This window comes from Micromonospora sp. NPDC093243 (assembly GCF_044753725.1).
In the GTDB taxonomy this organism is placed as follows: domain Bacteria; phylum Actinomycetota; class Actinomycetes; order Mycobacteriales; family Micromonosporaceae; genus Micromonospora.
In genome coordinates this window covers 253,144-269,047 of record NZ_JBIVNT010000008.1, presented here as the reverse complement: position 1 = coordinate 269,047, position 15,904 = coordinate 253,144, and the positions used below count along the sequence as shown (strand labels likewise).

13 protein-coding genes, 1 tRNA gene, 1 other RNA gene and 2 pseudogenes are annotated in these 15,904 nt (G+C 72.4%); 12 read left to right on the top strand and 5 right to left on the bottom strand.

The features are described from left to right. Positions 1–87 precede the first annotated feature (87 nt). The 3 genes from ACIP9D_RS26665 (at position 88) to ACIP9D_RS26655 (ending at position 2,368) form a co-directional block, all read left to right on the top strand. Positions 88–585 (top strand): sigma-70 family RNA polymerase sigma factor, encoded by a 498-nt coding sequence (locus ACIP9D_RS26665; RefSeq protein ID WP_350873616.1) that lies wholly within the window; start codon positions 88–90, stop codon positions 583–585. A gap of 10 nt (positions 586–595) precedes the next feature. Beyond that, the gene (locus ACIP9D_RS26660; protein WP_350873615.1) at positions 596–1,252 is read left to right on the top strand and encodes a hypothetical protein; all 657 of its coding nucleotides are present in this window, start codon (positions 596–598) and stop codon (positions 1,250–1,252) included. A gap of 237 nt (positions 1,253–1,489) precedes the next feature. After that, complete coding sequence (locus ACIP9D_RS26655) at positions 1,490–2,368, top strand: serine hydrolase (RefSeq protein ID WP_350873614.1); 879 nt, start codon at positions 1,490–1,492, stop codon at positions 2,366–2,368. Between the two features lie 59 nt (positions 2,369–2,427). Here the strand turns inward: ACIP9D_RS26655 and ACIP9D_RS26650 are convergent. After that, positions 2,428–2,512, bottom strand: a tRNA-Ser gene (locus ACIP9D_RS26650). Between the two features lie 82 nt (positions 2,513–2,594). On the opposite strand from ACIP9D_RS26650, the gene ffs reads away from it, so the two are divergent. Both ffs and ACIP9D_RS26640 read left to right on the top strand, forming a co-directional pair. After that, an RNA gene (ffs, locus tag ACIP9D_RS26645) (signal recognition particle sRNA small type) lies at positions 2,595–2,684 on the top strand. Between the two features lie 195 nt (positions 2,685–2,879). Beyond that, entirely contained in the window at positions 2,880–5,939 is a 3,060-nt protein-coding gene (locus tag ACIP9D_RS26640; protein ID WP_350873613.1) for a DNA polymerase III subunit gamma and tau, read from the top strand. Positions 5,940–6,309: 370 nt separating this feature from the next. Here ACIP9D_RS26640 and ACIP9D_RS26635 read toward each other — a convergent pair. Together ACIP9D_RS26635 and ACIP9D_RS26630 are read right to left on the bottom strand one after the other, a co-directional pair. Beyond that, a pseudogene (locus ACIP9D_RS26635) lies at positions 6,310–6,849 on the bottom strand (DUF2332 family protein); the annotation flags it as partial. Positions 6,850–6,874: 25 nt separating this feature from the next. Continuing rightward, positions 6,875–7,381: pseudogene (locus ACIP9D_RS26630) on the bottom strand (DUF2332 family protein); the annotation flags it as partial. Between the two features lie 159 nt (positions 7,382–7,540). Here ACIP9D_RS26630 and ACIP9D_RS26625 point away from each other — a divergent pair. From ACIP9D_RS26625 to ACIP9D_RS26595, 7 genes are all read left to right on the top strand, one after another. Beyond that, entirely contained in the window at positions 7,541–7,849 is a 309-nt protein-coding gene (locus tag ACIP9D_RS26625; protein WP_350873672.1) for a YbaB/EbfC family nucleoid-associated protein, read from the top strand. Between the two features lie 7 nt (positions 7,850–7,856). Then, the gene (gene recR, locus ACIP9D_RS26620) at positions 7,857–8,450 is read left to right on the top strand and encodes a recombination mediator RecR (RefSeq protein WP_350873612.1); all 594 of its coding nucleotides are present in this window, start codon (positions 7,857–7,859) and stop codon (positions 8,448–8,450) included. A 256-nt stretch (positions 8,451–8,706) separates the two neighbouring features. Continuing rightward, a complete protein-coding gene (locus ACIP9D_RS26615) occupies positions 8,707–10,371 on the top strand; it encodes an ABC transporter substrate-binding protein (RefSeq protein ID WP_350873611.1) in 1,665 nt (554 codons plus the stop codon). Positions 10,372–10,449: 78 nt separating this feature from the next. Further along, complete coding sequence (locus ACIP9D_RS26610) at positions 10,450–11,454, top strand: ABC transporter permease (RefSeq protein ID WP_350873610.1); 1,005 nt, start codon at positions 10,450–10,452, stop codon at positions 11,452–11,454. Further along, positions 11,451–12,410: an ABC transporter permease gene (locus ACIP9D_RS26605; RefSeq protein WP_350873609.1), complete on the top strand. Its 960-nt coding sequence runs from the start codon at positions 11,451–11,453 to the stop codon at positions 12,408–12,410. Before ACIP9D_RS26610 ends, ACIP9D_RS26605 begins: the two co-directional genes overlap by 4 nt. A 9-nt stretch (positions 12,411–12,419) precedes the next feature. Beyond that, positions 12,420–13,577, top strand: coding sequence for an ABC transporter ATP-binding protein (locus tag ACIP9D_RS26600; protein WP_350873608.1), 1,158 nt, complete (start codon positions 12,420–12,422; stop codon positions 13,575–13,577). After that, complete coding sequence (locus tag ACIP9D_RS26595) at positions 13,574–14,677, top strand: oligopeptide/dipeptide ABC transporter ATP-binding protein (RefSeq protein WP_350873607.1); 1,104 nt, start codon at positions 13,574–13,576, stop codon at positions 14,675–14,677. Before ACIP9D_RS26600 ends, ACIP9D_RS26595 begins: the two co-directional genes overlap by 4 nt. 128 nt (positions 14,678–14,805) lie before the next feature. On the opposite strand, the gene ACIP9D_RS26590 is transcribed toward ACIP9D_RS26595, so the two are convergent. Together ACIP9D_RS26590 and ACIP9D_RS26585 are read right to left on the bottom strand one after the other, a co-directional pair. Beyond that, a complete protein-coding gene (locus ACIP9D_RS26590; RefSeq protein WP_350873606.1) occupies positions 14,806–15,252 on the bottom strand; it encodes a hypothetical protein in 447 nt (148 codons plus the stop codon). Further along, positions 15,234–15,893, bottom strand: a complete 660-nt coding sequence (locus ACIP9D_RS26585) for an HNH endonuclease family protein (protein WP_350873605.1) — start codon at positions 15,891–15,893, stop codon at positions 15,234–15,236. Before ACIP9D_RS26585 ends, ACIP9D_RS26590 begins: the two co-directional genes overlap by 19 nt. Between the last annotated feature and the right edge of the window lie 11 nt (positions 15,894–15,904).

Below are 15,904 nucleotides of genomic sequence, written 5' to 3'. Positions count from 1 at the left end.
TGGGTTCGCGCCCTGAGTCGCCGAGCTACCGTGCGGACCGGGCCCATCGTTTTTTCTCCGGGCTGCGGTAAATGGATCGGGGCGCTGGTGCGTAAAGCAGGTGTGGAACGAGAAGGGACGGACTTCGCGGAGTTCTATCAGCGCTCTCGGGACGACTGCCTGCGCGCCGTACTGGCCGGTACGGGCGATCGCGCGCTGGCAGAGGACCTGGTCGCTGAGGCGTTCGCGCGAGCCTGGGCCTCCTGGCGGAAGGTGAGCCGGCATCCGGCACCGGCGGCGTGGGTGGTGCGCACCGCCCTCAACGTCCGGGTGTCCTGGTGGCGGCGGCGCAGACGTGAGGTGGCGCTCGACGCCCACGACCGGGCGCAGCTCGCCGAGGACGGACTCGGCATGGACGACGCCCTGCTGACCGCCATACGCCAGCTGCCGAAGCGGCAGCGTGAGGTGATCGTGTTACGCATCTGGCTCGACCTGGACACCAAGGCCGTGGCCGATGTGCTGGGCATCTCCGCCCGAACCGTAGCCGTCCACCTGTCCCGTGCCACCGCAACCCTGCGGGCGCAGCTCGTGCCCGTAGCCAGTTAGGAGATTGGACATGAGAGACGATGAGGTGCTGGACGCGGTGAAGCAGACCCTTTCCGACGTACAGATGGATCGTCCGGTCGGGGCGATCGAGCGGCGTGGCCGGGCGCGGCGGCGCAACCGCAGCCTCGGCCTGGCCGGTGGTGGCCTCGCGGCCGTGGCAGCGCTCGCGCTGGCCGTGCCGATGGCCACCCAGCAGCTCGGCGCGGCCCCGGCCGGCGACGGCGCGGCCGCTGGTGGCAGCACGACCGGCGCTACCACGGCGATGGCGCCGGTGGCGTTCACGCTGACCAAGCAGGCGGACAGCACGGTGAAGCTGACCCTGAACTACAAGCAGGTGCTGGATCCCGCCGCCCTGCAGAGCGCGCTGACCGACGCGGGTGTCCCCGCCGAGGTCAAGGCCCACGCGCTCTGCGTGCCGAAGGGCAAGGAACTGCCGGGGGCCGACCAGGTCTACCGGACCGAGAAGGTCAACTGGCCCGACGGGTCGCCGAAGCAGTACGACCTCGTCGTCGCGCCGGCGAAGATGCCGAAGAACAGCCGCATCTACTTCAGCGTCTTCTCGGTGCGGGGGGCCGAGGAGTTCGACAAGGCCGCCCACTTCCTCGTGTCGGACGGTGCCCCGATGAGCTGCCGGTCCGACAAGGAATTCGCCCCGGCGGGCTCCTGACCTGTGCCGTACTCCCTGGTGGGGTGAGCTGACGGTCGGTGAGTGGGCCCGCTCATCGACCGCTGGCGTGTCCGGGTGGTTCGCGTCGTGCAACCCCTGGCCATGGCATCTCCGTTTCAGGGGTGCGCCGTCTGTGGCGTTCTGCGATGGGGGACCCTGATGAACACTCGTCGGCGACGTGTCGACGCAGCGGGCCGAGCGAGCGGGCGCGGACCGTCGCGGCGGGGACTGCTGGCGGTGGCGGTGCTGGCCCTCACCGGCGGCGGTGTGGCCGAGGCGAGCGCCGTCTGGCGGCTGTCCGGTGGCCGCGACGAGTCGACGCCCGAGGCGGGGGGCCGGGGACCCGTCAGCCCGCCCACACCCAGTCCGACGCCGGACCACCTTGCCGCCGCCCGGCAGAAGGTCACGGCGTACCTGGAGAGGGTCGGGAACGGCCAGGTCGCGGTGGCGGTGAAGGACCGACGATCCGACGTCGCGCTCACCGTCGGCGCCACCCGCTTCCAGACGGCCAGCATCGTCAAGGTCGACATCCTGGCTGCCCTGCTGCTACGAGCGCAGCAGCAGAACCAGGGGATCACCGACACCGATCGGCGCAACGCCAAGAAGATGATCACCGCGAGCGACAACGTCGCCACGACCGCGTTGTACCGCCGGATCGGCCGGAAGTCGGGACTGACCTCGGCGAACAGGACCTTCGGCATGAAGGAGACCACCCCCGCCGCGTCGTGGGGGATGACCACGACCACCGCGGCCGACCAGATCCGTCTGCTCACCTCGCTCACGGACGAGGACGGCCCACTGGACGAGGACGGCCGGACCTACCTCTTCGACCTGATGGGCCAGGTCGAGGAGGACCAGGACTGGGGAGTTCCCGCAGCAGCGGGCGCGCAGACCACGGAGGTCTACGTCAAGAACGGGTGGGACACGGTGACCGCCGACGGTGGCCTCTGGCAGGTCAACACGATCGGGCGGCTCGTCGAGCCCGGGCACGACTGGCTGGTGGCCGTGCTCTCCAACCACCACCGGACGCAGGCTGCCGGCATCCGGATGATCGAGGCCGTGGCCCGGTACACCCTCGGCGAGCTGCGCAAGATCCCCACGGCGCCGGCGGCCTAGACACGACTCAGGGCCGGTCCCCGTTGGGGCCGGCCCTGTCGTGTTCCTGCTCGAGCGAGCGGAGGATACGAGATTCGAACTCGTGAGGGTGTAAACCCAACACGCTTTCCAAGCGTGCGCCCTAGGCCTCTAGGCGAATCCTCCGCGAGCCAGGATACAGGCCTCCGCCGGCCGGGCCACCCCACCACCCCCTGAAGATCGACGGGCGGTCGGGTAGGGTTGGTGGCACCTCCCGTGCGGCGGTATCTCGTGAACCTCCCCAGGGCCGGAAGGCAGCAAGGATAAGCGAGCTCTGCTGGGTGCACGGGAGGCCTTTCTGTCTGTGGGCCGGTTGATCCACTCCACGTCGCCGATGTGGGGCTGTCCCGGACGCCACGACACCGCCCTGTCGCCGACATCGAGTTGATCAAGCCGGCCGTGCCGAGCGGCCCGCGCGCAACGATCCGGCGGGGTGGGTGGTCACCCGGGGCGGACCGGCGCAGAATGGCTCGGTCGAGAGGAGGCGGGACGAGTGGCACTGGCGCTCTACCGCAAGTACCGGCCGCGTACCTTCGCCGAGGTCATCGGGCAGGAGCACGTCACCGAGCCGTTGTCGCAGGCGTTGCGCAGCGGGCGGCTCAACCACGCCTACCTCTTCTCCGGCCCCCGTGGCTGCGGCAAGACGTCCAGCGCCCGGATCCTGGCCCGTTCGCTCAACTGTGAGCAGGGGCCCACCCCGGAGCCATGTGGGCAGTGCGACTCCTGCCGCTCGCTCGCCACCGACGGCGCCGGCTCGATCGACGTGATCGAGATCGACGCGGCCAGCCACGGTGGCGTCGACGACGCCCGCGAGCTGCGTGAGAAGGCGTTCTTCGCGCCGGCCAGCAGCCGCTTCAAGATCTACGTCATCGACGAGGCGCACATGGTCTCGTCGGCCGGCTTCAACGCCCTGCTCAAGCTGGTCGAGGAGCCGCCGGAGTACGTCAAGTTCATCTTCGCCACGACCGAGCCGGAGAAGGTCCTCGGCACGATCAAGTCGCGGACCCACCACTACCCGTTCCGGTTGATCCCGCCGAAGGTGCTCCGGCCGTACCTGGAGCAGCTCACCCAGGCCGAGGGCGTCGACGTCGAGCCGGCGGTCTTCCCGCTGGTGGTGCGGGCCGGCGGCGGCAGCGCCCGGGACAGCCTCTCGGTGCTCGACCAGCTCATCGCCGGCGCCGGGCCGGAGGGGGTCACCTACTCCCGGGCCGCCGCGCTGCTCGGCGTCACCGACGCCGCGCTGATCGACGAGATGTGCGACGCGCTGGCCGCCGGGGACGGCGCCGCCGCCTACGCCACCGTCGACCGGGTCGCCGAGGCCGGGCACGACCCGCGCCGGTTCGCCGCCGACCTGCTGGAACGGATGCGCGACCTGATCGTGCTCCAGCAGGTGCCCGACGCCGCCACCAAGGGCCTGATCGACGGCCCGGCCGACCAGATCGAGCGGATGGCCGCGCAGGCCCAGCAGCTCGGCCCGGGCACCCTGTCCCGCTGCGCCGACATCGTGCACAACGGCCTGGTGGAGATGCGCGGCACCACGGCGCCCCGGCTGCTGCTGGAGCTGATCTGCGCCCGGATGCTCCTCCCCGGCGCCGACGACACCGCCGGCGGCCTGCTCCAGCGCCTGGAGCGCATGGAGCGCCGGCTCACCCTGGCCGGCACCGACGCGCCGACCGCCGCCGCCGGCCCCGGGTCGGCCACCCCCACCTCCGGGGTACGCCAGGAGCCTTCCGCCCCGCCCGCGGCTGCCGCCGCGCCGCACCCGGAGACCGCCGGCACGCCGGCGGCTGCCGGTGCGTTGACCGGGGCTGCCGCCGCCCGCGCCGCCGCCACGGTCGCCGGCGCCCGTTCCACCGCGCCCGCCCCGGGCTCGGCCAACCGGTCCCCGGGCGCTCCCGCCCCGGTGGCCGGAGCCCAGGCCGGGCACGGCTCGGAACGCGCCATCCCCGGCGCGGGCCACGGCGCCTCCGGCGGGGGCCACGGCGCCCCCGGCGCGGGCCACGGCGCCCCCGGCGCGGGCCACGTCGGTGCCACCGCGCATGGCTCGGAACGCGCCGTCCCCGGCGCGGACCATGCCGCCGCCGCGCCCGGCTCGGAACGCGCCGCCCCCGGCGGGGGCCACACCGCCGCGGTGTCCGGCTCGGAACGCGTCGTTCCCGGCGGGGACCGCATTGCCGCCGCGCCCGGCTCGGAGCCCGCCACCTCCGGCGCGGACCAGGCCACCCCCGCCCGCCGGCCGGTACCGCCGTCCGCGGTGATGGCCGACCCGGCCACCCCCGAGCCGCCGCGTCCCGGCGCTGCCCCGGCCGGCGCGCTGGACGCCGTCGCGGTCCGCCGCGTCTGGCCGGACATCGTCGCCAAGGTCAACCGGATCAAGAAGCCCGCCGCCGCGCTGATGCGCGACGCGGTGGTCCGCGACGTGGACGGCGACACCCTGGTGCTGACCGTGAAGTCGCCGGTGCTCGCCCAGATGATGGGCAACCACACGTCGGTGCTGGTCGAGGCGCTGTACGAGGAGTTCGGCGGTCGCTGGCAGATCCGCTGCGAGGTGGCCGGTGAACGAGGCGCCGCTTCGCTCGCCGGGCCGCCCCCCGCGGCGACCGCCCCGCCCCGCCCCGCCCCCGCAGCACCGGCCGCACCCACGTCGCCCTCTTCGTCGGCAGCGGCGACTTCACCGGCAGCACCAACTTCGCCGGCAGCGCCAGCCGCGCCAACTTCGCGGGTTGCGGCGGCTTCGTCGAGCGCGCCGACGAGCGCGGCCCCGGCCCGTTCCGCAACCGCCTCGCCGGCCGGCCCGACGTCCGGCGCGGCCGGTGTCCGGCGCGGCGCGTCCACTGGTGGCCGCGCGGCCGGAGACGGTCCGGCTCGTGCCGGTTCGGCTGGTGCCGGTTCGGCTGGTGCCGGTCCGGGCGGAGGCGGTCCGGTCGGTGCCACCGCGCCCGCCGACGACGAGGAGGACTGGCCGGAGCCGGCCCGCCCTGGCGGAGCCGCGTCCGGCCCGGACAACTTGGCCAGCACGAGCGACACCGGCAGCACGGGTGACACGGGCGAGGACTGGCCCGAGCCGGCCCGCCTGGGCGGCCCGCCGGCGGATGCGTCGACCGGACCGTCCGATCGTCCGGCCGCACCGACCAGCGCCTCGGCGGGCCCGGCCGGTCGGTCGACCGGCGCGGCGTCCGGCGGACCGGCGTCGGCCGCCCCGCGCCAGGCCGGGAACGGCAGCGCCCCGGTGAGCAGCGCCATCGCGGCCGCTCGAGCCGCCGCAGCGGGCCGAGGGCCGCGTCCCACCCAACCGGTCCGGCAGACCGCGGACAGCGACTGGGCGGGCGAACCACCGTACGACCCGGACTACGACGGGCCGGTCCGTCCCGGCGGGCGACCGTCGGCCCCGTCGGCCGCGACCCCGGTCTACGAGGGGTTCGACCCCGGTGACGAGCCGCTGGACGACGTGATCGACGAGAAGACGGCCCGGGAGTCCAGCGAGGCTCAGGCGGTACGGCTGCTCCGCGAGGCACTCGGCGCCGAAAAAATCAACGAAGTAGACGCCCGCTAACGCGGTCGCCCCCCACCCCCCACCCCCCACCTCGCCCCGCCCCACGCTGCGGTCGATCATGCACTTATGGTGCCCGACTGATGCCGGTACGAACCTTTCGTTCACCCCCACAACTGCATGATCGACGGGGCGGGGGCTGGGGGCGGGGCGGGGCGATCGACGGGGCGGGGGCGGGGCGCGCCGGGCCGCGCCGGGCCAGGGCGGGCGGGGCGAGGGTCGCGCCGGGCCACGGCGGGGCGAGGGCCGTGCGGGGCCAGGGCGGGCGGGGCCAGGACGGGCGCGCCGGGCCGCGCTGGGCCAGGGCGGGCGGGGCGAGGGCCGCGCCGGGCCAGGGCGGGGCGGGGGCCGGGGGCGGGGTGGCGGTGCGGGGTTAGGGGCGTTGGGCGGGGAGGCCGTGGGGGTGGGCCTCGGCTAGGAGTTGGGGCGGGGCGGTGTTGATGCGGGCGTGCAGCTGGAAGTGACGGGCGTCCACCAGGTCCGGCTCGAAGAGCAGGTGCGCGACCGGCGCGTCGGCGTCGGCTGCGGCGGCCAGCCGGTCGAGTTCGGTGTTCACCCGCTCCCACTCGTCGGCGGGCACGTACTGCCGCATCACCGAGTGCCACACCACGGTGAGCGCGCCGGGCCGTGGGTCGATCCCGGCCAGGAAGTCCGCCGCCCCCGCCGCCGTCACCCGGGCGGGCACCCGTCGGGCCAGCGTCAGCGCCCCGGCCAGCCGGGCGGCCCGGTCGGTGTGTTCCGGCCAGACGTACGCCCGCAGCGCCAGCGCGCCGTCCTCGCTGGTCGGATCGAGCGGGGTGAGGTCGCAGCCGAGCCGCTCCACCACGGTCAGCTTCGGGTACGCCCCCGCGGCGGCGCGCAGCCAGTCGGGTGTGCCGTCGCGCCAGGCGTCCGGCAGCCGCACCGGGGAGTCGGGCCGGCCCCCAGGCCCAGCCCGGCGCCTCGACGCGGAACAGGTCGGCGCGCAGGTTGAGCCCGGCGCTCGCGCCCAGCTCGACCAGCCGCACCGGCCGCCCGCCCACCTCGCCGAGGGCGTAGAGCAGGCCCGCGATCAGCAGGTTGGCACGGCCCACCTCGTTGGTCTGCGGCGGGCGGCGCAACCAGTTCCGTACCGTGTCGCGCTCGGTGTCGACCACCGCGCGGAACGCGTCCCAGCAGGCGTCGGCGTCGCCCGGCGCCTGCCGCCCGCCGGCGCTGGGATAGAAGGCGGCCAGCTCCGGTGCCCGTCCGGTGAGCACCAGGGCGTGCACCCCGCCGAGCAGCCGCAGCGGGACCGCCGCGTCGAACGGGGCGTCCAGGTAGCCGGCGAGCACGTCGGCGAACAGCCCGCCGGCGCGGACGTCCGCGGCCGCCCGCGACAGCAGGTCGGCGTATCGGCCGGCGGCCATGGCCGCGCAGGCCCGGGCCTGCCGTTCCAGGCTGGTCGCGGCGTGCTCGACGGTCATCCGGTGCCCCCTCGTGCTCGGTTCCCGTGATCGTCCGTCCGGCGCGCGGCGGGCGGAAGCACCGGGCGGGGCGAGCCTGCTCACAACGGATAGGCTGAGCGGCGGCCGAGCAGACGAGTGCGAGAAGGAGCCATCGTGCGCCCAGGTGGACAGCCGAACATGCAGCAGATGCTGAAGCAGGCGCAGAAGATGCAGCAGCAGATCGCCAAGGCGCAGGCCGAGCTGGCCGAGGCCGAGCTGACCGGCACCGCGGGTGGCGGCCTGGTCACCGCGACCGTCGCCGGCTCCGGCGAGCTGAAGGCGATCAAGATCGACCCCAAGGCGGTCGACCCGGACGACGTCGAGACGCTGGAGGACCTGGTCGTCGCGGCCGTGCACAACGCCGCCGAGGCGGCGCGGGAGCTGACCGAGCGGAAGATGGGCCCGGTAACCGGCGGCATGGGCGGCCTCGGCCTGCCCGGTTTCTGAGCGGCTGATGTACGAAGGCGCCATCCAGGACCTGATCGACGAGCTGGGGCGGTTGCCGGGCGTTGGCCCGAAGAGCGCCCAGCGGATCGCCTTCCACGTCCTGTCGGCCGACCCCGCCGACGTCAACCGGTTGGCCGGCGCGCTGCGCAAGGTCAAGGAGCTGGTCCGGTTCTGCACCACCTGCTACAACGTCGCGGAGTCCGAGCAGTGCCGGATCTGCCGCGACCCGCGCCGCACCAGCGAGGTGCTCTGCGTGGTCGAGGAGCCGAAGGACGTGGTGGCGATCGAGCGGACCGGTGAGTTCCGCGGTCGCTACCACGTGCTCGGTGGCGCGATCAATCCGCTGGAGGGGATCGGGCCCGACAACCTGCGCATCCGCGAGCTGATGACCCGGCTCAGCGGCGGCGAGATCCGCGAGCTGATCCTGGCCACCGACCCGAACACCGAGGGTGAGGCGACCGCGACCTACCTCGCGCTGATGGTCAAGCCGATGGGCATCTCGGTGACCCGGTTGGCCAGTGGTCTGCCGGTCGGCGGCGACCTGGAGTACGCCGACGAGATCACCCTCGGGCGGGCCTTCGAGGGGCGTCGGGCGGTCTGACGACCAGCGCGCGTTGATCTGACACCTGTCGCCCGGACCGGCGGGATCGACGTAACAGTTTGGCATCGTGAACACCGAATCCTCGGATTTGCCCGCTGTTCACCTTCGAATCGACGGCCAAACCCCGGCAAAGACACGATCCGATACCAACCGTCCATGCCACGGTTTCCGCACGGTCGTAACGGGAGCTATGGTCACCGCCATCGGTGACCCCTGTCACCACGTTGTCCGTACCCCCAAGGACGAGGTGAAGCACATGCGTGCACCCAGGCCGAAGGTCGCGATAGCGGCCGTCGCGGTCGCGGCCCTCGCGGTAGCAGGCTGCGCCGAGAGCAACCGCGATGACAGTTCCGGCGGTAGCAAGAAGGACACCCTCGTCTTCGGCGTCGCCGGAGACCCGAAGGTGCTCGACCCCAGCTTCGCCAGCGACGGTGAGTCGCTGCGTGTGGCCCGCCAGGTGTTCGAGACCCTGGTCCGCCCGGAGGAGGGCGGCACCAAGGTGACGCCCGGTCTGGCCGAGACCTGGACGCCGGATGCCGCCGGCACCACCTGGACGTTCAAGCTGCGCTCCGGTGTGAAGTTCCACGACGGCACGGACTTCAACGCCGAGGCCGTCTGCTACAACTTCAACCGCTGGTACAACGGCAAGGGCCTCATGCAGAGCCCCGACGTGACCGCGTACTGGCAGGACGTCATGGGCGGCTTCGCCAAGAACGAGAACCCGGACCTGCCGCCGAGCCTCTTCAAGTCCTGCACCGCCAAGGACGCGACCACTGTGGACCTGGCCTTCACCCGGGTCTCCAGCAAGATCCCGGCCGCGCTGATGCTGCCGTCGTTCTCCATCCACAGCCCCAAGGCTCTGGAGCAGTACGACGCCAGCAACGTGGGCGGCACCGCCGAGGACATCAAGTACCCGGCGTACGCCACCGAGCACCCGACCGGCACCGGTCCGTTCAAGTTCAAGTCCTGGGACGTCGCGAACAAGACGCTGACCCTGGAGCGGAACGACGACTACGCCGGCACGAAGGCCAAGCTGAAGACCCTCATCTTCAAGACCATCTCGGACGAGAACGCGCGTAAGCAGGCGCTGCGCTCTGGCGACATCCAGGGTTACGACCTGGTCGGCCCGGCCGACGTCAAGCCGCTGGGTGACGAGGGCTTCAACGTCCTCACCCGTCCGGCGTTCAACGTGCTCTACCTGGCGATCAACCAGAAGGGCAACCCGAAGCTCGCCGACATCCGGGTCCGGCAGGCCATCGCGTACGCGCTGAACCGGCAGGCCCTGGTCGACTCGAAGCTGCCCCCGGGCGCCAAGGTCGCGGCGAACTTCATGCCCGACACCGTCGAGGGCTGGAACGGCGACGTCACCAAGTACGACTACAACCCGGAGAAGGCCAAGCAGCTGCTGGCCGAGGCCGGGGCGTCGAACCTGACCCTGAAGTTCCACTACCCGACCGAGGTCACCCGGCCGTACATGCCGAGCCCGAAGGACATCTTCGAGCTGCTCTCGGCCGACCTGCAGGCGGTGGGCATCAAGGTCGAGGCCATCCCGCTGAAGTGGAGCCCGGACTACCTGAACGCCACCACCTCCGGGTCCAAGCACGACATCCACTTCCTCGGCTGGACCGGTGACTACGGCGACGCCTACAACTTCATCGGCACCTTCTTCGACCGGCCGAAGGACGAGTGGGGCTTCACCAACAAGGCCCTCTTCGACCAGTTCAAGGACGCCGACACCACCGCCGACCAGGCGGCCCGGACCGAGAAGTACAAGGCCCTCAACAAGGCCGTGATGGACTTCCTGCCGGGTGTGCCGATCTCGCACTCGCCGCCGGCGATCGTGTTCGGCAAGGACGTGATCGGGATCAAGGCCAGCCCGCTCACCGACGAGCGCTACGCCAGCGCCGAGTTCAAGTCCTGACCTGACGCAAGGAACGCGGGCGGGCGCTGGATCCTCAGCGCCCGCCCGCAACCCTCCGCACCCCCTCCGAGGCTGCCCGTGTTCCGGTTCATCGTCAGACGCCTGCTCCAGCTGATACCGACGCTGTTCGGGCTCTCCCTCCTGCTCTTCATCTGGCTCCGGCGTCTGCCCGGCGGCCCCGAGACCGCCATCCTCGGCGAACGCGGGACGCCCGAGATGCGCGCCGCGATCCGCCGCAACATGGGCCTGGACGAGCCGATCCTGGTGCAGTACGGCCGGTTCGTCCGACGGCTGATCCGGCTGGACCTCGGCACCTCCACCTCGACCAAGCGCTCCGTGGTCACCGAGTTCGTCGAGCGCTTCCCGGGCACCGTCGAGCTGACCGTCATGGCCATGGTGATCGCGATCGGCATCGGTATCCCGCTGGGCTACCTGGCCGCTCGCCGTCGGGGCCGGTTCCTCGATCACGCCTCGGTCGGCGGCTCGCTGATCGGCATCTGCATCCCGGTCTTCTTCCTGGCGTACGTGCTGAAGGCGATCTTCTCGGAGAACCTGCACTGGTTCCCCTCCACCGGACGGCAGGATCCGACCATCGGCGCCACCCGGGTCACCAACTTCTTCGTCCTCGACGGACTGATGACCCGGGAGTGGGACGCCGCCGCCGACGCGCTCTGGCACCTCGTGCTTCCGGGCATCGCGCTGGCCAGCATCCCGCTGGCGATCATCGTCCGGATCACCCGGGCGAGCGTGCTGGAGGTGCTCAACGAGGACTTCGTCCGGACCGCCGAGGCCAAGGGCCTCACCGAGCGGACCGTCCGGGGCCGGCACGTGCTGCGCAACTCGCTGCTGCCGGTGGTCACCTCGATCGGCCTGCTCACCGGCGGCCTGCTCTCCGGCGCGGTACTGACCGAGACCGTCTTCGCCTACGGCGGCATCGGGGCCTTCATCTACGAAGCGATCAGCCAACGTGACTATCCGGTGCTGATGGGCTTCATCCTGATCATCGCGGTGGTGTACGTGCTGGTGAATCTCCTGGTCGACCTCTCCTACAGCCTGATCGACCCGAGGGTGAGGGTCCGATGACCATCACCACCGGTAAGAAGCGGGAAAAGATCGACCGGCTCGGTGAGCTGGCCGCCGTCCGCGACGACGAGCAGGGCGTCAGCCTGTGGCGGGAGGCGTTCCGGCGGCTGCGCCGCAACCCGGCGGCGATCGCCGGCGCGGTCATCCTGGCGCTGTTCCTGCTGGTCGCCATCGTCGGCCCGTTCTTCGCCCCGCACCCCGCGGACGCCCAGCTCTGGAAGGGCGAGGTCCGCCTCGGCGACTTCCCCGGCCCGCGGGCCGAGAACTGGTTCGGGACCGACCACATCGGTCGGGACGAGTTCAGCCGCATGATCGTGGGCGCCCGGCAGACCCTGCTGGTCGGCGTGATCTCGACGCTGATCGGTCTCGCCGTCGGCTCGTTCATCGGCGGCGTCGCCGGCGCCGCGGCCGGTCTGGGTGGCCGGTGGGGCCGGAGCCTCGACAACGTGCTGATGCGCTTCGTCGACATGCTGCTGGCGATGCCGAGCCTGCTGCTGGCGATCAGCATCGCCGCCATCCTCGGGGCCGGGCTCACCACGGTGATGATCGCCGTCGGTGTGGTGTCGGTGCCGGTCTTCGCCCGGCTGCTACGCGGTTCGATGATCGCCCAGGCGAACAGCGACTACGTGCTGGCCGCCACGTCGCTCGGGGTGAAGAAGCCGAAGATCGCGCTGACCCACGTGGTGCCGAACTCGCTCGCCCCGGTCATCGTGCAGGCCACGCTGACCCTGGCCACCGCGATCATCGAGGCCGCGGCGCTCTCCTTCCTCGGCCTGGGCAACAACGACGCCTCGATCCCCGAGTGGGGGGTCATGCTCGCCGACGCGCAGCAGTATCTCGACACCGCTCCCCGGCTGGCGATCCTGCCCGCCCTCGCCATCATCATCACCGCGCTGGGCTTCACGCTGCTCGGCGAGGCGATGCGCGAGGCCCTCGACCCGAAGCTGCGGAAGTAGGTCTGCGCAATGGCACTCCTCGAAGTTGACGACCTCTCGGTCACGTTCGCCCGACGTGGTCAGCGCACCGTGAACGCGGTGGACGGGGTCTCGTTCTCCGTCGACGCCGGCGAGGTGGTCGGTCTGGTCGGCGAGTCCGGGTGCGGCAAGAGCGTCACCTCGCTGGCGATCATGGGCCTGCTGCCGAAGCAGCCGGGCCTGCGGGTCGGCGGCAAGGCGGTCTTCGACGGCACGGACCTGCTCCAGCTGGACGACCGGTCCCGGCGGGACATCCGCGGCCGGGACATCGCCATGATCTTCCAGGACCCGCTCTCCTCGCTGAACCCGGTGATCCCGATCGGATTGCAGGTCACCGAGGTGTTGGCGCGGCACCGGGGGATGAAGGGCGAGGCGGCGGCCAAGGAGGCGGCGGCGCTGCTCGACCGGGTCGGCATTCCTGACCCGAAGCGCCGGCTCAAGGAATACCCGCACCAGCTCTCCGGTGGCATGCGGCAGCGCGCGCTGATCGCCATGGCGGTGGCCTGCCAGCCTCGGCTGCTCATCGCCGACGAGCCGACCACCGCGCTGGACGTCACCATCCAGGCGCAGATCCTGGAGCTGCTCAAGGAGCTGGTCCGCGACTCGGGCACCGCGCTGGTGATGATCACGCACGACCTCGGCGTGGTGGCCGGCATGTGCGACACGATCAACGTGCTCTACGCCGGGCGGGTGGTGGAGACGGCCCGCCGTCGTCCGCTCTTCCGCGAGCCGCGCCACCCGTACACCGTGGGTCTGCTCGGTTCGGTGCCGCGCCTGGACGCCGGACGCGGCGAGCGGCTCATCCCCATCCCCGGCTCGGTCCGCGACGTGCTGCCCTGGCCGGACGGCTGCGCCTTCGCCCCGCGCTGCGCCCGGCGGATCGACGAGTGCGTCGGCGAGCCGCCGGAGTTGGTGCTGGCCCACGACGGCCGCAGCTACCGGTGCGTCAACCCGGCCCCGGTGCCCGGCTCGGTGCCGCCCGCGGCGAAGCTCGGCCCGGACGCCCCCGCCGCACCGGCGGACCCGGCGACCGCTCCGGCCGACCGGGCCACCGCCCCCGCCGCACCGGCCGACTCGGCCACCGCACCGGCGGACCCGGCGACCGCACCGACCCAGGTGCCCGCTCCGCGCGAGGAGGAATCAGCATGAGCGACAGCGACATCCTCGTCGAGGTACGCGACCTGAAGGTGCACTTCCCGATCCGGCGGGGGGTGCTCTTCGACCGGACCGTCGGCCACGTGAAGGCGGTCGACGGGGTCGACCTGAGCATCCCGCGGGGTAAGACCTACGGGCTGGTGGGCGAGTCGGGCTGCGGCAAGTCGACGCTGGGCCGGGCGCTGCTCCAGCTGACCCCGCCCACCGACGGCGAGGTGAGCTTCGACGGCGTCGAGCTGACCAAGCTGGCGCCGGGCAAGCTCCGGTCGATGCGCCGCCGGATGCAGATGATCTTCCAGGACCCGATGTCCAGCCTGGACCCCCGACAGAACGTCGAGTCGATCCTGACCGAGGGGTTGCAGACGCACGGGATCGGCGCCGACCGCAACGAGCGCCGCAAGATCATCGGCGAGACGCTGGACGCGGTCGGGCTGCCCCGCTGGGCGCTGTCCCGCTATCCGCACGAGTTCTCCGGCGGTCAGCGCCAGCGCATCGGCATCGCCCGCGCGGTGGTGCTCGGGCCGGAGCTGATCGTCGCCGACGAGCCGGTCTCCGCGCTGGACGTGTCGATCCAGGCCCAGGTGGTCAACCTGCTGGACGAACTCCAGGACAGTCTCGGCCTGACCTACCTGGTGATCGCGCACGACCTCGCCGTGGTGCGGCACATCTCCGACACGGTCGGCGTGATGTACCTGGGTGCGTTGGTCGAGGAGGCGCCGAGCGACCGGCTCTACACCGAGCCGCTGCACCCGTACACCCGGGCGCTGATGTCGGCGGTGCCGGTGCCGGACCCGGACGTCGAGGACCGCCGGGAGCGGATCCTGCTCGCCGGCGACCTGCCGTCGCCGGCCAACCCGCCGTCCGGCTGCCGGTTCCACACCCGCTGCCCGTGGGCGCAGCCCACCCGGTGCGCCGACGAGCGGCCGGCGCTGCGGGACATCGGCGGTAGCCGGGTGGCCTGCCACTGGGCGGAGCAGATCGCCAGCGGCGAGCTGCGACCGCACAAGGTCAGCGTCCAGATCGTCCGTCCGGAGGGCGAGGGGGAGACCCCGGGCGTCGTCTCCGCACCCAGCGAGCCCGGCTCGTACGTCTGATCCCGGCCCGGCGGCGGCCTCGGGACCGCGCGACATGCCGCAGCGTCATGATCATGATGCTGCGGCATGTCGCCGTTTCAGCGGCGGTGCGGTGCGACGTCCGGCGGCGACCCGGCGCGGGGCGGCGGTCAGCCCTCGGGGCGGTGCAGCAGGCCGACGGCGATGCCGTGCACCGCGTCCAGGCCGGCCGGGTCGGGCAAAGCGGCGCTGCCACCGGTAACGGTGTACCACTCGTCGGCGTCCTTGTACTGCACCCGCAGGATGACCCGGCCGTCGGCCCACTCGGCGCGCAGGGTCAGCTCGCCGGTGACCACGCCGACCTCGTCGGTCATCACCCCGCCCGGTCCGGGCACGACGTCGGCGGTCCGGCTCTGCGGGCCGGCGGCCGGGGCGGTGCCGCTGCCGGCGTCCGCCTGCATGCCGGCGCCGGGCACCGCGGCGGCGGCCCCCGACGGCCCGTCGGCGTTCATGCCGGCACCCGGTGTCGCGGCCGGCGCTCCGCCGTCCGCGTTCATGCCGGCGGTGCCGGGCCCGCCGGCGCTGGTCTCCGGCCCGGTCACGGCTTGCTCGCCCATGTGCAGCCCTCCAACATGTCGGTCAGGGCGGCCTTCTCGGCGCTGGTCACCGTCAACCGCCAGTGGTGTTTGACCGTCACCCAGTGCTCGGCGTACTGGCACCAGTACGACCGGTTCGCCGGTTTCCACTGCGACGGGTCCTGGTCACCCTTTGCCCGGTTGGAGGAGGCGGAAACCGCGATGAGCTGCGGTCTCGTCGTGTCGTTGGCGAAATCGCCCCGCTTCGCGTCGTCCCACTCGTCGGCGCCGGAGCGCCACGCGTTGGCCAGCGGCACCATGTGGTCGATGTCCACGTCGGACGGATCGGTGAAGGCGCGCCCGTCGTAGACGCTCTCCCAGCGCCCGCCCACCACGTTGCAGCCGGAGAGCTTGATGTTCTTCCCGTCCCGCTTCAGCACGGTGTCCCGCACGTCGCAGTTGGTGCCGGTGTCCCGCCAGTGCGGAAAGCGTTCCCGGCTGTAGCCCTTCATCGACCCGGCGCCGGCCACGGTCAGCTCGCCGAGCTGCTCGACGGCGTTGCCGCCGTCACTCGTCGGCGCCGGCTCCGGCTCGTCCACCGGCACGCAGCCGGCCGCGGCGAACGTCAGCGCCGCGGCCGCCGCGGCCACGAGCACCGCGCGCGGTCCTGATCTGGTACGCACAGACGACACCC

Bases quoted from the DNA above. Each gene is read 5' to 3' on its own strand.
- ACIP9D_RS26615 (WP_350873611.1), top strand. From the start codon at position 8,707: ATGCGTGCACCCAGGCCGAAGGTCGCGATAGCGGCCGTCGCGGTCGCG.
- recR (WP_350873612.1), top strand. From the start codon at position 7,857: ATGTACGAAGGCGCCATCCAGGACCTGATCGACGAGCTGGGGCGGTTG.
- ACIP9D_RS26595 (WP_350873607.1), top strand. From the start codon at position 13,574: ATGAGCGACAGCGACATCCTCGTCGAGGTACGCGACCTGAAGGTGCAC.
- ACIP9D_RS26600 (WP_350873608.1), top strand. From the start codon at position 12,420: ATGGCACTCCTCGAAGTTGACGACCTCTCGGTCACGTTCGCCCGACGT.
- ACIP9D_RS26660 (WP_350873615.1), top strand. From the start codon at position 596: ATGAGAGACGATGAGGTGCTGGACGCGGTGAAGCAGACCCTTTCCGAC.
- ACIP9D_RS26605 (WP_350873609.1), top strand. From the start codon at position 11,451: ATGACCATCACCACCGGTAAGAAGCGGGAAAAGATCGACCGGCTCGGT.
- ACIP9D_RS26625 (WP_350873672.1), top strand. From the start codon at position 7,541: ATGCAGCAGATGCTGAAGCAGGCGCAGAAGATGCAGCAGCAGATCGCC.
- ACIP9D_RS26590 (WP_350873606.1), bottom strand. From the start codon at position 15,252: ATGGGCGAGCAAGCCGTGACCGGGCCGGAGACCAGCGCCGGCGGGCCC.